This window comes from Sporolactobacillus putidus, assembly GCF_014647035.1.
In the GTDB taxonomy this organism is placed as follows: domain Bacteria; phylum Bacillota; class Bacilli; order Bacillales; family Sporolactobacillaceae; genus Sporolactobacillus; species Sporolactobacillus putidus.
Genome location: NZ_BMOK01000009.1, coordinates 1 through 16,087 on the forward strand (window position 1 = coordinate 1; position 16,087 = coordinate 16,087).

11 protein-coding genes and 1 pseudogene are annotated in these 16,087 nt (G+C 47.3%); 4 read left to right on the forward strand and 8 right to left on the reverse strand.

The window, feature by feature from the left end:
- Window positions 1-85: 85 nt before the first annotated feature.
- Window positions 86-652 (reverse strand): isochorismatase family protein, encoded by a 567-nt coding sequence (locus IEX81_RS10885; RefSeq protein WP_188803452.1) that lies wholly within the window; start codon window positions 650-652, stop codon window positions 86-88.
- A gap of 1,023 nt (window positions 653-1,675) precedes the next feature.
- On the reverse strand, window positions 1,676-2,785 hold the full coding sequence (locus IEX81_RS10890; RefSeq protein ID WP_188803225.1) for a PTS sugar transporter subunit IIC: 1,110 nt from the start codon (window positions 2,783-2,785) through the stop codon (window positions 1,676-1,678).
- A 403-nt stretch (window positions 2,786-3,188) separates the two neighbouring features.
- Between IEX81_RS10890 and IEX81_RS10895 the strand changes: the two genes are divergently transcribed.
- A complete protein-coding gene (locus IEX81_RS10895) occupies window positions 3,189-4,532 on the forward strand; it encodes an amino acid permease (protein ID WP_188803227.1) in 1,344 nt (447 codons plus the stop codon).
- 309 nt (window positions 4,533-4,841) lie between these two features.
- On the forward strand, window positions 4,842-6,230 hold the full coding sequence (locus IEX81_RS10900; protein ID WP_188803229.1) for an amino acid permease: 1,389 nt from the start codon (window positions 4,842-4,844) through the stop codon (window positions 6,228-6,230).
- A 427-nt stretch (window positions 6,231-6,657) separates the two neighbouring features.
- Here the strand turns inward: IEX81_RS10900 and IEX81_RS10905 are convergent, their stop codons facing one another.
- From IEX81_RS10905 to IEX81_RS10915, 3 genes are all read right to left on the reverse strand, one after another.
- The gene (locus tag IEX81_RS10905; protein ID WP_188803231.1) at window positions 6,658-7,557 is read right to left on the reverse strand and encodes a DMT family transporter; all 900 of its coding nucleotides are present in this window, start codon (window positions 7,555-7,557) and stop codon (window positions 6,658-6,660) included.
- A 261-nt stretch (window positions 7,558-7,818) separates the two neighbouring features.
- Window positions 7,819-8,634 (reverse strand): ABC transporter permease, encoded by an 816-nt coding sequence (locus IEX81_RS10910; protein WP_188803233.1) that lies wholly within the window; start codon window positions 8,632-8,634, stop codon window positions 7,819-7,821.
- Window positions 8,631-9,662 carry an ATP-binding cassette domain-containing protein gene (locus IEX81_RS10915; protein ID WP_188803235.1) on the reverse strand — a complete coding sequence of 344 codons (1,032 nt, stop codon included), beginning with the start codon at window positions 9,660-9,662 and terminating at the stop codon, window positions 8,631-8,633. Before IEX81_RS10915 ends, IEX81_RS10910 begins: the two co-directional genes overlap by 4 nt.
- A gap of 430 nt (window positions 9,663-10,092) precedes the next feature.
- On the opposite strand from IEX81_RS10915, the gene IEX81_RS10920 reads away from it, so the two are divergent.
- Window positions 10,093-10,347: an SPASM domain-containing protein gene (locus IEX81_RS10920; RefSeq protein WP_229727577.1), complete on the forward strand. Its 255-nt coding sequence runs from the start codon at window positions 10,093-10,095 to the stop codon at window positions 10,345-10,347.
- 148 nt (window positions 10,348-10,495) lie between these two features.
- A pseudogene (locus IEX81_RS16960) lies at window positions 10,496-11,257 on the forward strand (IS30 family transposase); the annotation flags it as partial.
- A 552-nt stretch (window positions 11,258-11,809) separates the two neighbouring features.
- Here IEX81_RS16960 and tkt read toward each other — a convergent pair.
- The 3 genes from tkt to ulaA all read right to left on the reverse strand — a co-directional run bounded on the left by tkt (window position 11,810) and on the right by ulaA (window position 16,056).
- Window positions 11,810-13,828, reverse strand: coding sequence for a transketolase (gene tkt / locus IEX81_RS10935; RefSeq protein WP_188803241.1), 2,019 nt, complete (start codon window positions 13,826-13,828; stop codon window positions 11,810-11,812).
- A 39-nt stretch (window positions 13,829-13,867) separates the two neighbouring features.
- Window positions 13,868-14,572, reverse strand: coding sequence for a transaldolase (locus IEX81_RS10940; protein WP_188803242.1), 705 nt, complete (start codon window positions 14,570-14,572; stop codon window positions 13,868-13,870).
- Window positions 14,573-14,691: 119 nt separating this feature from the next.
- Window positions 14,692-16,056, reverse strand: a complete 1,365-nt coding sequence (gene ulaA, locus IEX81_RS10945) for a PTS ascorbate transporter subunit IIC (RefSeq protein WP_188803244.1) — start codon at window positions 16,054-16,056, stop codon at window positions 14,692-14,694.
- Window positions 16,057-16,087 lie beyond the last annotated feature (31 nt).

The following is a 16,087-nucleotide window of genomic DNA, read 5'->3' on the forward strand; positions in this document are numbered from 1 at the left end:
GCGGCACGCCGCTCCCCCCAACGCCGCCTAGCCTGATTCATCCACCGAGAAACATTTTACACATAGTTCCTTTACTCGCATAGATTCAGTTCCCTGTAAAAAAACCGGCCACTTCCTCGCTTGTCCGAATCCGACCGATCCTTGGAAAGATGAAGCGGCAAACATAGTCATGTTCTTCTTTTGTGGAAGCTGTCATGGCATCTTCCACAAAAATTTGATGATAACCATGCTGGTAAGCTTCTCTTGCGGTTGTATCTACACCTATGGCGGTAGAAATACCGCAAAGGACAATCGTATCGATTCCACGGCGCCGCAGCTGCAAGTCGAGTTCAGTACCATAGAATGCTCCCCATTGCCGTTTGGTTATCACATGAGCCTTTTTACAATTGGCTAATTCAGGTACAAGGCGATCCCAGCCTTCCTGAAACGGCACAGGATGATGTTTTAAATCTGTATTCGGCCTGAACATATCCTTTCCATCTACAGAGGAAACTCTTACGAGAACGACAAAAGCCCCCTTCTTCGTGAATATCCGGATTAATCTGTCCGCGTTCTGAACAACCTGCGCGGCCGTATAAGGGGCGTGCTGCCTGTTTACGATTCCATTTTGCAGGTCGATCACCCTTAGGCAGGTCTGTGGCTTTAAAATCATTAACAAAAGAGTTTTTTTTGAAGACTGATATATTCCCGGGGACGGCCGATGTCTTCCCACGAAGGCCGATATATTCTGCTGAGCGGCGATATATTTTCGTGAAGAGCGATATATTTCGCTGAGCGGCGATATATTTTCGTGAAGAGCGATATATTCTGCTGGGCGGCGATATATTTTCGTGAAGGGCGATATTTTCTGCTGGGCGGCGATATATTTTCGTGAAGAGCGATATATTCTGCTGAGCGGCGATATATTTTCGTGAAGAGCGATATATTCTGCTGGGCGGCGATATATTTTCGTGAAGAGCGATATATTCTGCTGGGCGGCGATATATTTCCGTGAAGAGCGATTTATTCTGCTGGGCGGCGATATATTTTCGTGAAGGGCGATATTTTCGTGTGAAGGACGATATTTTCTGCCGAGCGGCGATATATTTTTTGTGAAGAGCGATATATTCTGCTGAACGGCGATATATTTTCGTGAAGAGCGATATATTTCGCTGAGCGGCGATATATTTTCGCAAAGGACGATATTTTCTGCTGAACGGCGATATATTTTCGTGAAGAGCGATATATTCTGCTGAGCGGCGATATATTTCCGTGAAGGGCGATATATTCTGCTGGGCGGCGATATATTTCCGTGAAGAGCGATATATTCTGCTGGGCGGCGATATATTTCCGTGAAGAGCGATATTTTCTGCCGAGCGGCGATATATTTCCGTGAAGAGCGATATTTTCTGCCGAGCGGCGATATATTTTCGTGAAGAGCGATATTTTCCGCTGAGCGTCGATATATTTCCGTGAAGAGCGATATATTCTGCTGGGCGGCGATATATTTCCGTGAAGAGCGATATATTCTGCTGAAGGGCGATATATTTTCGTGAAGGCCGATATGTGTTTAGGTTCGGGTCTCTTGAGAATTCTTCAGATCGTTTAGCGGAAGTTATCCACAAGTCGATATTTAATAATTTCCCAGACAATGAAAAAAACCGGGACTCATCCCGGTCGTTTAATCGGCTTCAAATTATATTTTTTCTAATACAAACTGCGGCTGTTGGCCTGGTTTCTCCTTTTTCAAATCCGGCATTTCTGTTCCATAGTCCTCGGATTTATAGAGATGGAGAACTTTCCGGCAGAGCCATTCGAAGAAAAAGCCGCCCGCGAAAGGCACCGCAATGAAAACCAGTCCGATGATCAGAAGATTGGCGGCAGTCGGTCCGCCCGTCATGAATCGGACCGCATTAATCGGACCGACCAAGCCCGAAAAGCCAAATCCGGCACTGATCGGTGTCCCCTTAATTTGGAAAAGGGCGCCGAGTGTACCCAGCAGGGCCGCATTTAACATAATCGGAATAACAATTTTAGGCTGCCTGATCATTGTCGCAATCATGATTTTCGGCGTTCCAAGCACGATCGAAAGCGAAAGTCCGATTTTATTGACGCGCAGTCCGCCTATAAACATGCCGACCGCCGCCGCAACACAGCCAAGATTGCCCGCCCCCGATGCAAGACCGCTCATGCCGATTGCCGTTGCAATGGCGACTGTTGAAACAGGCGAAATCATGATCACCGAGAAGCTGGCCGCAATCAAAATACCCATTGGGATCGGCTGCAGAACTGAAAAACTGTTAATCATTTTTCCCAGCCCAAGCGTAATGGCATGCACGTATGGATAAGCCGCCAGCCCCAGGCCGCCGCCAATGGTGCAGACAATCAGCGGCATGACGAGCGGTTCGAATGATCCTAGTCTTCCTCCAATCAGCAAAACCAGCCCGCAGGTCAGGCTGATCGTAACCAGTATATTGACCAGATCGCCCATCCCGTTAATCATAATACCATTGGGCGTAAACTCCAGTGCTCCCGAGCCAACCCAGGCCGCTGCGGCAACACAGGCCATGGGAATCGGCTTCAGTTTGAATTTGAATGCCACTGCCGCACCGATCAGCAAAGGAACCGCTAACATATAAATGGTTACAAGGTGGTAGATGATGCCGAACACCGGCAGCCGAATCATCAGTGCCTTACTAAGTTCACCAAGCAGAGCTGAGGGAATCAGCCCCGCAACAATTCCGATTGCATGCCCGGCAAGAACATTGTTCACGAATGCTTTCACTGTCATCTTCTCTTTTTGCAAGCTTCAACATCCTCTCTTCTGTTCGCGTCTTTATTCTCTCTTTTCATAAATAGGTCTGTGAATGATATTCTACCAGCTATCATTCGATTTGTCGATAGAACGCGTTTAATCGCTAAAGTATTTTATGTGCAAATTCCGCAGTTGGTCATTTTGAATCCGGATACAGTCTATGGAGAAAAGCTAAATACTCCTTGGTTAAAGCATCATAACCCGGAACAATAGCTCCTTAGTATTACTTCTAAGGTTTTAACATCTTGAATAACTAATTTTTATAAAAGCTGCAAACATTAATCCCCTGAGAGTCCCCCCTTCCATCTGTAAACTGATTTTTGCTATAATTGAACAACATGCTTTTCCTACATATTCCAATCAAAAATTACAGAAAACAAAGGAGTAACGGAAGTTGCCCGAAAAGAAATTGGAAAGACGGCTAAAAAACAGACATATTCAATTAATTGCCATTGGCGGTGCGATAGGAACCGGCTTATTTCTCGGATCGGGAAAAGCGATCCATTTAGCGGGACCATCTATTCTTTTTGCCTACCTCGTCATCGGTATCGCGCTTTTTTTCGTCATGAGATCGCTTGGCGAATTGCTGCTGTCCAACTCCAGCTATTCATCTTTTACGGATTTCGCCAGCGAGTACGTCGGCCCATGGGCCGGATTTATAACCGGATGGACTTACTGGTTCTGCTGGATTATGACGGCCATGGCTGATATCACAGCGGTTGGAAAATACATTCAGTTTTGGTTTGACATTCCGCAATGGGTTTCAGCTCTTCTTTGCCTTCTGGTATTAATGACTTTAAATTTGCTTACGGTTAGAATGTTCGGGGAAATCGAATTTTGGTTTGCCATCATCAAGGTCGTTACCATCGTCGCTCTGGTCGTACTGGGCCTGATTATGATTTTTTCGGGGTTCAGGACGGATACCGGACATGCCTCTGTTCAGAACATCTGGTCTTATGGTGGGCTGTTTCCTCATGGAATATCAGGATTTTTCCTCGGGTTTCAGATGGCGGTTTTCTCTTTCGTCGGTATTGAACTTGTTGGTGTCACGGCAGCTGAAACAGCTGATCCGGAAAAAAATCTGCCGCGGGCGATCAACAGCTTGCCTGTCCGTGTTCTGCTGTTTTACATTGGTGCCCTGTTTGTGATCCTGTGTATCACCCCCTGGACATTGCTTAATCCCGGCAGCAGTCCATTTGTTAAAGTATTTTCGCTTATTGGCATTCCGGCAGCGGCAGGTATCGTCAACTTTGTCGTACTGACTTCCGCGGCCTCAGCCTGCAATAGCGGCCTTTTCTCAACAAGCCGCATGTTATATTCACTCGGACGCGAAGGCAACGCGCCACGATTTTTTTCCGTTTTAGGAAAAAGCTCAGTGCCAGATTCGGCCCTGATCGCTTCAACCCTGGCTCTCTCCGCAGGTGTCGTGCTGAACTACTTTCTGCCCGATTTTGTCTTCACGTTAGTAACGAGTATCAGTGCCATCTGTTTCATATGGGTGTGGAGCATTATTCTGATTTCACACATTATTTATCTGAAAAGGCGTCCTGATCTTGCAGCGGCATCAAAGTTCAAGGCACCGTTTGCTCCAATAATTAATTGGCTGATCCTTATTTTTTTCGTTCTTCTGCTTATTCTGATTGGACTGGCCGGAGATACTCGGATCGCTTTGTTTGTGACCCCCGTCTGGTTTTTACTTCTGATGGCTGCCTATGCGGTTTATAAAAAAGGAAAATAACAATGGCTGCCTCTTCTCGACCAAACACTGGTTTGCTCTCAATCGTTCAAAACCAGATTAAGCGGCCGCTAGCGCCAGACCATCATGCGCCGCTCCAAACATTTGTTATGCCGCCTGCGGATTCGTTTTTTCCGATATGTTCTCGTTGTTGACAAAGAACAAAATACATATATACTTGTTCATGCTGTGTAAGAACAGGCGGTGACTTGACAGACTGCTTTAAATCAATCTATAAGGTGTTTCGTTGCCCGTCGCTTCACCCATTTAAAGCGTTTTTGTACAAATGTAATAGAGAAAGAGGAAGGACTTATGGTTAACACAACAGAAGAGAAAAAGAGATTACAGCGCGGTCTGCAACCGCGCCATGTTATGCTAATGGCAATGGCCGGCATGATTGGAACCGGTATTTTCAAGGGAAGCGGCGACACGCTGAATATTGCCGGTCCAAGTGTGATTATCGCCTACCTGCTCTGCGGACTGATCCTGTTTATCGTCATGGCGGCACTGACTGAACTGGCCATTGCTTATCCGGGGCTGAATATCCAGCATATCATCCACAAAGCATTCGGATTCAGGGCGTCGATTATTGTAGGCTGGCTCTACTGGATGAACTGGATGATTGTTACGGTTGTTGAGATTCTTGCTGCGGGGAGTTTTCTGGAATATTGGTTTCCGCACACCCCTCTTTGGCTTTTATCCGCACTTTGCAGTCTTTTTGTCATCGGAATCAACCTTTTTCAGGTTAACTATTACGGGGAATTTGAATTCTGGTTCGGCGGGATCAAAATTACGGCGATCATTGTTTTCATCGTGATTGGCCTGCTGATTTTAATCGGAATCATTCCGAGTCATACTCAGCCTTTGAAAAATCTTTTTGGGTTCGGCGGCTTTTTCCCGCACGGCATATCCGGAATTGTTCAGGCTTTTCTCGTCGTGATTTTTTCCTATGGCGGTTCTGAACTGATCGGACTCACCGTGACGGAAACGAAAGACGTCGAAAAAACGCTGCCAAAGATCATTAAAAGTGTCGTTTTCCGCGTGATTCTTTTCTACATTCTGCCGATTATGATCATTTGCGGCATCATGCCTTGGAACAGCGTTTCAGCAACGCAAAGCAGCCCCTTTGTTCAGGTCTTTGAAGCCGTCCGAATGCCCGGTGTCCCTCATCTGATGAATTTCGTACTGCTGACGGCTGTTTTGTCTGCAGCTAATTCGGGAATTTACGCGACCACCCGTACGCTCTACTCAATGGCCGAACGCGGTGAGGCGCCTCGATTTGCCCGCAGGCTCTCTCGTCGCGGAGTGCCGGTCGGCGGTCTTGCGCTTACCGGCAGTTTTCTTGTCATCGGGGTATTTCTTGCCTTTCTTGTCAGGGACCAGATTATTGTCCAGCTGATGAGTATTCCCGGTTTTACCATCATTCTTGTCTGGATCGCTATTTGCGCCGCAGAACTGAAACTGCGCCCGACCTACGTCAGAATACCTTTTTTCAAAGTGATCGGATTTCCATATATGACGATTGCCGGAATTGTCGCACTCTCAGCTATTTTTATTTCCTTTGTGCTGAACAAGGCGAATATGGTCGGATCCATCACTTGCTTCATTATTATGGCTGCACTAATTGTCATTTCCCTCTTTTTCAACCACAACGAAGCTGGGGAAAACGATCAGAAACGGAATCCGGCCAAGTTACAGTAGCTAAAATTATCGTTTTGTTTCTGCTGTAAATAGACCATCATTCCTAAACACAATCCGGTATTAAAAATACTTAATATACACCACCTTCAGTAAAAATCAAGATAAGCGTTAAAAAGACGGGGAGCGATCTTTTTCTGATCTCTCCCCGTCAACATTTATGTACCCGCGTTCCTGATTAAATGAAAAGCGATTCACAGGACACTGATTATGGATTATTTAGCCAAGGACATCTCAATGTCTAATTCCGGAGTAACCTTATTCCGAAATTCATTTCTGCTTCTGAAAATTTCAATAACTCTTCGGGATCATCCGAAAGACGGGAGACTTTTGACATTGAGCAGTTAACCACACAATGCTAAATTAATAGTTTTCATGAAGTTATGTAAAAAAGAAGTCTAAGGTAATTTTTCAACCTGTAACAAGCAAATTAATTGGTTTTTTTCAATATTTTCATGAAGCCTGACCCTAATTTCACCTCGGTAATCATCGTAATACTGCCCAGTATCATGATCATCCCCGCCAACTCTCCAATAGAAATCTTCTCATTGAGGAAAAGCGTCCCCCACAGTACGCCGTACATTGAGACAAGTAGCGTGACGCTCAGCGTTTTGGTCGGCCCGACATTCCGAATGAGATAAAAGTACAATAAGTAGCCGATAGCCGTACAGAGAATCGCCAGACTGAGTACAGAAAATACGATTCCGGGATTCATTAAAATGAAGCGGTTCGTGTTCGGCAGGCTGAACGGAATAAGGACAAGTCCGGCTGCAAGCTGCTGGCCGATGGCCAAAGTCAGCGAGGGTTCACCCGACAAAGAGCGTTTTGCATACACACCGCCGATTGCATAACAAAGGGAAGCGAGCAAGGAAAAAAGCACGGATAGAAAAACCATGGCAGATTGTCCCATATGTCCCCAGCCGGCCAAAATGGACACGCCAAAGATCCCGAGGATGATGCTAATGATCTTTTTAATCATTAACTCTTCCTTCAGCCAAATCCGGGCCACGATCACAGCGAACAACGGTGTTGTGGCATTGAGAATGGATGACACGGAAGCCGTCAGATATAGTTCAGAAGTTGCAATCAGCGTAAAAGGAATGGCCGCATTAATCGCACCAAGAATAACATACTTTTTCCATTTTCCTTTAAAATCCGGCATCTGTCTGATCCACCGCGCATAGAACAGTAGGACAAGCCCTGCAATGAGAACTCTTAATTCAATAAGCAGGAAGGGACCCAGTACTGGAGACGCGACACGCATAAATAAGAATGAGCCGCCCCAAATGGCACCTAATAAATTTAAAATCATAAAATCCTTGACACTCATGAGCGTCCCATCCTTTGATATCATCTTTCCTATATCTTAGAATGTGGTTGTAATATGAGTCAAATTTATGATTTTATAGTCCCCTATTAGGAGGATCCTAAATAAATAGACCCTGTATCAGGGTCGTCGTGATCAACTTGGGATTCAATAATGGATAATAGTCGCGCTCTAATTACTTTAGCTGTTTATTATCATGCCGGAATACGCTTAAGATTAGTTTTTATTGTAATTATACTTATAAGACCTGTACCCCTGGCCGATTCATGTCCGGCGCATATAGGCACGTACCGTGATCGGAGCAAAGACGGCTACAATGGCTGCGGCTCCGATGAGTGAGACGGCGAGATCCCAGCCAAAAGTTCCATTGTTGGCCAGATTTCGGACAGCAGTAACAAGATGCGAGATCGGATTGATATTGACAAACCACTGGAGCCAGCCGGGCATCGTCTTGACCGGTACAAAAGCATTGGAGAGAAATGTCAGCGGGAACAGGACAATCATCGAGATCCCCTGTACGCTTGACGCCGTCCGCGCGATCACACCAAAGAAAGCGAAAATCCAGCTGATTGTCCAGGAACACACAATGACAAGAAGCCCGGCGATGATGACATGACCCAGGCCTCCATCAGGCCGGTAGCCCATGATATACCCCATGACGAAGGTGAGCACCGTCGCAATCGTATACCGGATAGTGTCTGCCAGCAAAGCTCCCGCAAGCGGAGCAATACGCGCAATCGGCAGTGACTTGAATCGGTCGAACACGCCCTTATCCATGTCCTCACGCAGCTGGACACCGGTGACAATTGATGTCGTAATCACGGTCTGGACGAGGATGCCGGGAATGATGACCGGTAAATAGTTTTGCACGTTTCCAGAGATGGCCCCGCCAAAAATATAGGTAAACATCAGGGTGAAGAGGATGGGCTGCAATGTGACATCGAATAATTGCTCAGGTGTACGCCTAATTTTCAGCAGACCTCTGTAGGCCATTGTAAACGAGTGGCGTGCCGACTGGCCTAAGCTCACGTAATTATTCAGCGGGCGATCGGCAACCTGCTTTATAGAAGTGCTTTTCATACCCTTGCCTCCCTTACTTCGTTCGTTTCATCCGACGCCTTCGCTGTATTTTCTTTCACACCATGGCCGGTGATGGTCAGAAAGACTTCATCGAGAGTCGGTTTCTGCACGCTTAATTCGGCCAGCCGGATTCCCGTCTCGCGGAGAGCGATGAGCAGGTCGGTAACCCGGTCAACATCCGCCATCGGCGCGGTAATTTTCCCGCCTTCCGGTGAAACAGCTGACTGGACCTTGAGCACCTTTTCAACGATCTGACGAGCTATTTCTATATCCTGTGGATTATGGGTCCTCAATTGCAGCGATGAGCTTCCAACCGACGCTTTCAGCTCATCCGCGGTGCCTTCCGCGACGACCCGGCCGCGATCGATCACCGCGATCCGGTCGGCCAGTTCATCTGCTTCCTGCAGGTACTGCGTGGTTAACAGTACTGTCGATCCCGTTTTGACCAAACGGCGAATCGTATCCCACATTTGATTACGTGTGCGCGGATCCAGGCCCGTAGTCGGTTCGTCCAGGAAGATCAGCGGCGGCTGTGCAATGAGACTTGCCGCCAGATCCAGCCGCCTGCGCATGCCGCCAGAGAATTTTTTCAGCGGACGTTTCGCGGCTTCCGTTAAACTAAATTCTTCCAGCAGCTCCGCGGCCTTGTGCCGTGCCTCTGTACGTCCCAATCCAAGCAGCCGGGAGAAGATGACCAGATTCTCGGTAGCGCTGAGCGACTCGTCGACCGAGGCGTACTGACCGGTCACCCCGATCAATTGACGTACGATCTGCGGTTCCTTCATCACATCGTGTCCGAAGATTTTCGCCGAACCTGCGTCCGGCCGCAGTAAGGTCGCAAGCATTCTGATTGTCGTGGTCTTGCCTGCCCCATTCGGACCCAGTACGCCATAAATCGTACCGGCGCGCACGTCCAGATTGACACCGTCGACCGCACGGTTGTCACCAAAAGTTTTAACAAGTCCGCGCGCTTCAACAGCCCAATCTCCATAATCTTGTGCTGTTACCCTGCTCTGTACATGTTTCATTTCGATTCCTCCCTCTTTGTATTACTATAATTTGTATCTGCTGTTTTTAAAATGAACTCACGTCGGGGAATCCCCTCCTTCTCAGGGCGGATTTTTCATGTCATTCCCTTTCGAACCAAAAACTTTGGCACTATGCTTATTTATAAAGAGATGATAAACCCTGTTTAATAACTGACGATGAATACTAAATACCCCTTTTTTATTTCTGAATAAACGAGGTGAAAACTCACTCAGGATTCAAAAAAGTTTATTTTTATAGTTTACGACGTTAATAAGGCTGTCTCATCGTCGAATAGTGACTGATGAGACAGCCTCTTCAAAAGATTATTTGAATGCGTGTGTTCGAAGTGTGAAATCGCTTTCTGCATTTTATTATCAATAGCGATAGGCAAAAACTTATGGCATAGTTCAGTATGGCTCATCAAAACGAGTGATAAAAATCTTTTTTAGATTCATAGATAATCACTTCGATTCTTCATGCAGAAGCTGCGAGGTCCGGTTTGCTTGCCATGGTGAATGTCCTAAGCATAGATTTCTGGTTTCAGATCAAAATGAACCAAGATTAAATTACTTCTGCACATCCTATAAAAAATATTTTAAGCATATTACTCCTTACATGAACATGATAAAGCAGTTGCTGCGAGATGGAATGCCGGCTTCCAAAATTAAAGAGATATCTTACTGACCCAGTTCATAGTTTCCCTGATGTTTGGACGATGTCTTCGAGCTAGAATCAGTCTGCCTAAAGTTCGTGAAATGTGACACAATTTACTTCTTTCATTAGTTTTGAGCAGTTTGTTCAACTATCCTATCCGCCAAGCCTATAGCAAACTTTCACCGCCTATGCCGTGAAGGAGATCTTATCCTCAGACACATGGTCTTCGGATGTGGTCTGTGGTGCCACTAATCGGAATCCGGAGTGGAAATACAAAGTCAAGGTCTGCACACGGACGGTATACGATTATATTGATCGCGGATTCCTAAAAGTAAAGAACCTGGATCTGCCGAACAAGCTCCGTTACCGTTCTAAAAAATCTGGACACTGTCCCAACATCAAGTATCTTGGGGACAGTATCGACAACCGGCCTACGGAGGTTCAGAAGCGAAAGCAGTTTGGTCACTGGGAGATCGATACCGTGGTCGGTAAGAAATCACGTGAAGATGATGTCCTCCTGACCCTGGTAGAACGCAAAACCCGTGACACGATCTCCAAAAAGATTGACGGCAAAGATCCGGATTCAGTAGACTATGCCATCAAGTAGTTGATCCATCAATTTGGCCCACTGTTCGGCCACGTCTTCCCAACGATTACAGCCGACAATGGCAGCGAGTTTCAAGCTTGACGAACAGTTTTGAAAGATCAAGCGACACACGTCTACTACACGCATCCGTACGCTGCCTGGGAACGGCCGACGAATGAGTGCCACAATGAGATAAACCGTAAATTCATTCCAAAGAGGCAGCCGATTGCGAATTACTCCCGGACGTTCATCCGCCAGATGATCCAGGCCATTGACCACCTCCCAAGGAAGATTCTGAACTACCGGACACCTGCTGAGGCGTTCAAAAGGGAATTACAGAAACTGGCGGACTGAGTTGCTTTTTGTTCCTGCCGCCTAGGCGGCAGGAACAAACCCAGTGGTACCGCCAGATGTCCAGGTGGCTAATTATTATTGCAATCTAGCAAAAAAATGTGGATGATATTTTGATATATCGTCCACATTTTTTACTGTTAAATATTATCGAAAAATAACCGCGATTTTCCCTGTAAATCGCTATGCGTTTTTAGGTGTGATTTCATAAGTTTGCACCTTAAAATGGAACCCGTAAGTCGGATGAGGGCCCCTTAATAGAGTCAACTTTTTGCTCTGAATACTGATGGTCTCATCAACAGAACCCGGAAGCAGTTTCTGAGGCTTCTGGTTACCCCAATATTCATTTATAACCTGCATTCCCTTGCCTTTATACCAAGGTCATTAAAATTCTTGATGTTAAGGGATTTTTTGATCAATAGCATTGTTAATTAATTATACCAAGGTGGAAGCTACGTTGAGCTAAAAGCCCTTTACTGACGCGGGCTTTCGGACACCTTGTTATAATTTCCCGGAAATCCAGGTTATAAGACCTTCTTCCCATTCTTAAGTTGATTATCTCTTTGACACCTGTTTCTCAAGCGATTCGGTAAACACAGACGCCACATGTTCCGGTGTGAAACCATAAGTCTCCGTGACTTCTGAACCCTTGCCCGAGGCTCCGAACCGGTCGATGGTGACGAAGGCGCCCTCCGGACCCACATAGCGGTCCCACCCAAATGAAGAGGCCATTTCAATCCCGATCCTTTTTTTCAGGTTCGGCGGCAGCACGCGCTCCTGATAGGCTTTGCTCTGAGTGTCGAATAGCGCGAAGCAAGGCAAGCTGACGACCCGGACATTGACCTTCTCAGCGGCCAGCTGCTGCTGGGCTTCAATCGCCAGGCCAACCTCCGAACCGCTCGCGATCAGGATCCCGTCTTCCGCCCGCGTTTCATCCGCTGGGGAGACGACGTACCCTCCGCGCTTCACGCCTTTCGGCGCCTCCTGGACCTCGCCCGCGTAAGTCGTTGTATTTTGCCGTGTCAGAACCAGCACCGTCGGGGTCTCCGTGCTCTCCATCGCCAGTTTCCAGGCTTCCCGGGTCTCAACGGCGTCAGCGGGACGAAGGACATTCAGGTTAGGAATGGCCCGCAATCCGGCCAGCTGCTCCACCGGTTCATGGGTTGGCCCGTCTTCACCGACGGCGATGCTGTCATGGGTAAAAACAAAGGTTGATGGAATTTTCATCAATGCCGCCAGCCGCAATGCAGGTTTCAGATAATCGGAAAAAACAAAGAACGTCGAACCGTAGGCACGAACCCCGCCGTGGAGCGTCATCCCATTAACGGCTCCGGCCATCGCGAATTCACGGACACCGAACCAGATGTTGCTTTTCGCGTAATGACCGGGTTGAAAGTCGCCTTCGCCATTCAGATAGGTTTTCACCGAAGAGAACAGGTCGGCCGCGCCGCCGAACAGATTCCCGATACTTTGATTCAATGTCTGTAGCACGTCGCCGGACAGTTTTCGCGTCGCGCCCTTCGTCCCTGTCGGATAGTCCGGAAGCTCCTGGTCATAATCTGCTGGCAGCGTGCCCTTGATCGCCGCGATCAGTTCCCGGCTCTCTGCCGGATAGGCTGTCGCGTAGTCTTGAAGGAGCGCGTGCCACTGGTCTTCGGCTTCACTGCCGCGTTTTCCAGCCTCACTGCACTTCCGATAGACTTCATCCGGAACCGTGAAGGGTGCGTAGTTCCAGCCATAACCCTTCTTCGCGATCGCCGCTTCTTTGTCACCTATCGGTGACCCATGTACGTTGTGCGTGCCCTCGACATCCGGCGCCCCATAGCCAATGACCGTGCGTACTTCGATCAGCGAGGGATGATGGACATCCTCCTTCGCTGCTTTAAGGGCCTGCTCCACGCCATCCAGACTATTCCCGTTTTCCACGGAAAGGGTCTGCCAGCCATAGGCGCGGAACCGCTGCCGAACATTCTCGGTGAACGCCATATCCGTTCCGCCGTCCAGAGAAATCCGGTTTGAATCATAGAGAACAATCAGTTTCCCCAGTTTCAGATGGCCGGCCAGCGAGGCAGCTTCAGACGTCACGCCCTCCATCAGGTCGCCGTCACCACAGAGGACATACGTATAGTGGTCAACAACCGGATAGGCCGGTTTATTGTATTTACCCGCCAGATGCGCCTCGGCCATCGCCATGCCGGTCGCCATCGCAAAACCCTGGCCCAGCGGACCCGTCGTGGCCTCAACGCCGGCCGTATGGCCGTACTCCGGGTGGCCCGGCGTTTGACTGCCCAATTGCCGGAACTGCTTCAAATCGTCGATGGTCAGCCCGTAGCCGAACAGATGCAGCAGACTGTAGAGAAGCGCCGATCCGTGACCCGCCGACAGCACGAAACGGTCACGATTGAACCATTTCGGGTTGGCCGGATGGTGCGTCATGATCCGGGACCAAAGGGTATAGGCCATCGGTGCCGCGCCCATCGGCAGGCCAGGATGCCCGGAATTCGCTTTATTGATCATATCAATCGACAACGTCCGAATCGCGTCAACAGCCAGTTGATCAGTTGATTTACTCATAAAAATCCTCCTCCGAGTAGTTTAGTACAACCTGACCGATTAAAGAATGGAAAAGCCCAGTGCCTTGATGTCCTTGTTGAACGTTGTCACCGTATCCAGGGAGACTTCTTCCAGCGGTTTGCCGATGTTCGTCTTCAGCTTACTGATGATCGCCGGCGTGCAGGTGATGATGTCCACGCCCAGTTCTTCCGCCTGGAAAACGTTAATCAATTCCCGTGAGCTGGCCCATAGCAGGTCCGCCTCCGGACGCAGGTCGCACAGCGAGACGCAGCGACGTATGTAAGGCAACGGATCCCTGCCGGTATCCGCGATACGTCCAGCGAAAACAGACACAATATTGCGCGTTCCCGGTGCGAAAGCATGGACCGTCTGTTCCACCTGAGGGACGGTTAGGATCGCCGTGACGTTTAGTGAGATGCCGTCCGCCGACAGCTTCTTAATCAGCGGAATTGAGCTCTCGCCTTTCGTATTCTGAATCGGAATTTTCACATAGACGTTATCCCCCAGGCTGTGAATCTTCCGTGCTTCTTTCTCCATCGTTTCAAAGTCATCGGCAAAAACTTCGAACGAAATCGGCAGATCAGGAATCCGTTCAAGCACATCTTTGGCGAAACCGATATAGTCGGTGATCCCTGCCTTCTTCATCAGGCTTGGATTCGTCGTGAACCCGCTTACAAATCCTGCATTGTAAGCATCCAGCATATCACTCAGCACGGCACCGTCCGCATAAATTTTTATGTTCATTTTTGTACCACCTTTTTCTAATTTTTTAACTACATTAATACAAAGTTAGACAATCTAGAAATTAGTTATTTGTTAACTTTTTAATTGCTTCCTCTATGCATCCCAGTTCTATAGGGTTATTATTTGATCGCTTCTTTTGAATTTGGTTCTTTCATAAATAGTGACCAAAGAATAACGATCAATAAAAAGGCAAGAATTCCAATGGTTATGCCCAGCTGACCAAGGCGTCCTATATTTCCAAGGATAATACCCCCGAACAGATAGTCAGTATCAGCAAATGTCGAAGCGGCAAGTTTCAAGCTTCCTAATACTGGAAGAATAAATAGTGGTAACCAACTGATGAGTAAACTGTTCACGGCAGCTCCAATGATCGCCCCGCGACGACCTCCAGTGGCGTTTCCATAAATTCCGGATGCAGCTCCACAGAAGAAATGGCCAACAACTCCGGGGATAATAACAACTGTCTTGATGGCAACCATAACGAACATGCTTAATGTTCCAACGATGAAACTTACGAAAAATCCAATCAAAATAGCATTCTGTGCATAGGGGAAAATAATTGGGACATCTAGAGCCGGTTTCGCATTAGGTACAATTTTTGTTGCAATACCCTGAAACGCAGGGATGATTTCACCCAAAATCATACGAACGCCTGCTAAGACAACATAAAACCCTGCGGCAAAAGTTCCGGCTTGCGTAATTGAGTACACTAGATAATTAGTCCCCAGGCTAAGCTTGGTCTCAATAAATTTAGGACCAGTGATCAGAGCAAGAATCAAATAAACGATTCCCATAACTAAAGTGATTGAAACTGTTGAATCCCGAAGGAAACCAAGGTTTTTAGGGAATTTAATGTTCTCAGTCGAATTTTTTACATTTCCAAACCATTTCCCCATTAGACCAGCAGTTGCATAACCTATGTTGCCTGTGTGTCCCATCGCAACTTCATTACTTCCGGTGATTTTTCTCATAAACGGCTGACAAATCGCAGGTGTAATCGTAAGTAATGTTCCTTCAAAGATCCCACCGAGAATAATTGTCCATATATTTGTTTTCATACCTGTTGAAATAAGCACTACAGCAGTTAAGCAGGACATGTACAACATTGCTTGTCCTGTCAAAAATATATACTTAAATTTTGTAAACCTTGCCAGTAGCACATTCACAATCATTCCGGTTAGCATAACCAATGCTGTTGCCGTACCATATTTCTGTAATGCAATAGCTACTACAGCTTCGTTTGAAGGAACGACCCCTTGAACATGAAGTGCAAATTTAAACATCACTGCGAACGGGTTCAATGAATTTACAAGAATTCCGGCACCACCAACTAGTACCAAAAATCCCACAAACGTTTTTAATGTTCCCTCAACAATCTTTGTTACTGGTTTTTTTTGCAACCATAATCCTAACAGAGCAATCAGACCAACGAGTATTGCAGGCGTACTTGCGACTGAAACAAAGAAATTAAGAAATGCTGTCATAGGAGCTCACCACCCATTCATTTTTTTCATT

What these genes read in the sequence shown, in the direction of transcription:
- IEX81_RS10900 (WP_188803229.1), top strand. Translation starts at nt 4,842, where the DNA reads ATGGTTAACACAACAGAAGAGAAAAAGAGATTACAGCGCGGTCTGCAA.
- IEX81_RS10910 (WP_188803233.1), bottom strand. Translation starts at nt 8,634, where the DNA reads ATGAAAAGCACTTCTATAAAGCAGGTTGCCGATCGCCCGCTGAATAAT.
- IEX81_RS10940 (WP_188803242.1), bottom strand. Translation starts at nt 14,572, where the DNA reads ATGAACATAAAAATTTATGCGGACGGTGCCGTGCTGAGTGATATGCTG.
- IEX81_RS10905 (WP_188803231.1), bottom strand. Translation starts at nt 7,557, where the DNA reads ATGAGTGTCAAGGATTTTATGATTTTAAATTTATTAGGTGCCATTTGG.
- IEX81_RS10915 (WP_188803235.1), bottom strand. Translation starts at nt 9,662, where the DNA reads ATGAAACATGTACAGAGCAGGGTAACAGCACAAGATTATGGAGATTGG.
- tkt (WP_188803241.1), bottom strand. Translation starts at nt 13,828, where the DNA reads ATGAGTAAATCAACTGATCAACTGGCTGTTGACGCGATTCGGACGTTG.
- ulaA (WP_188803244.1), bottom strand. Translation starts at nt 16,056, where the DNA reads ATGACAGCATTTCTTAATTTCTTTGTTTCAGTCGCAAGTACGCCTGCA.
- IEX81_RS10885 (WP_188803452.1), bottom strand. Translation starts at nt 652, where the DNA reads ATGATTTTAAAGCCACAGACCTGCCTAAGGGTGATCGACCTGCAAAAT.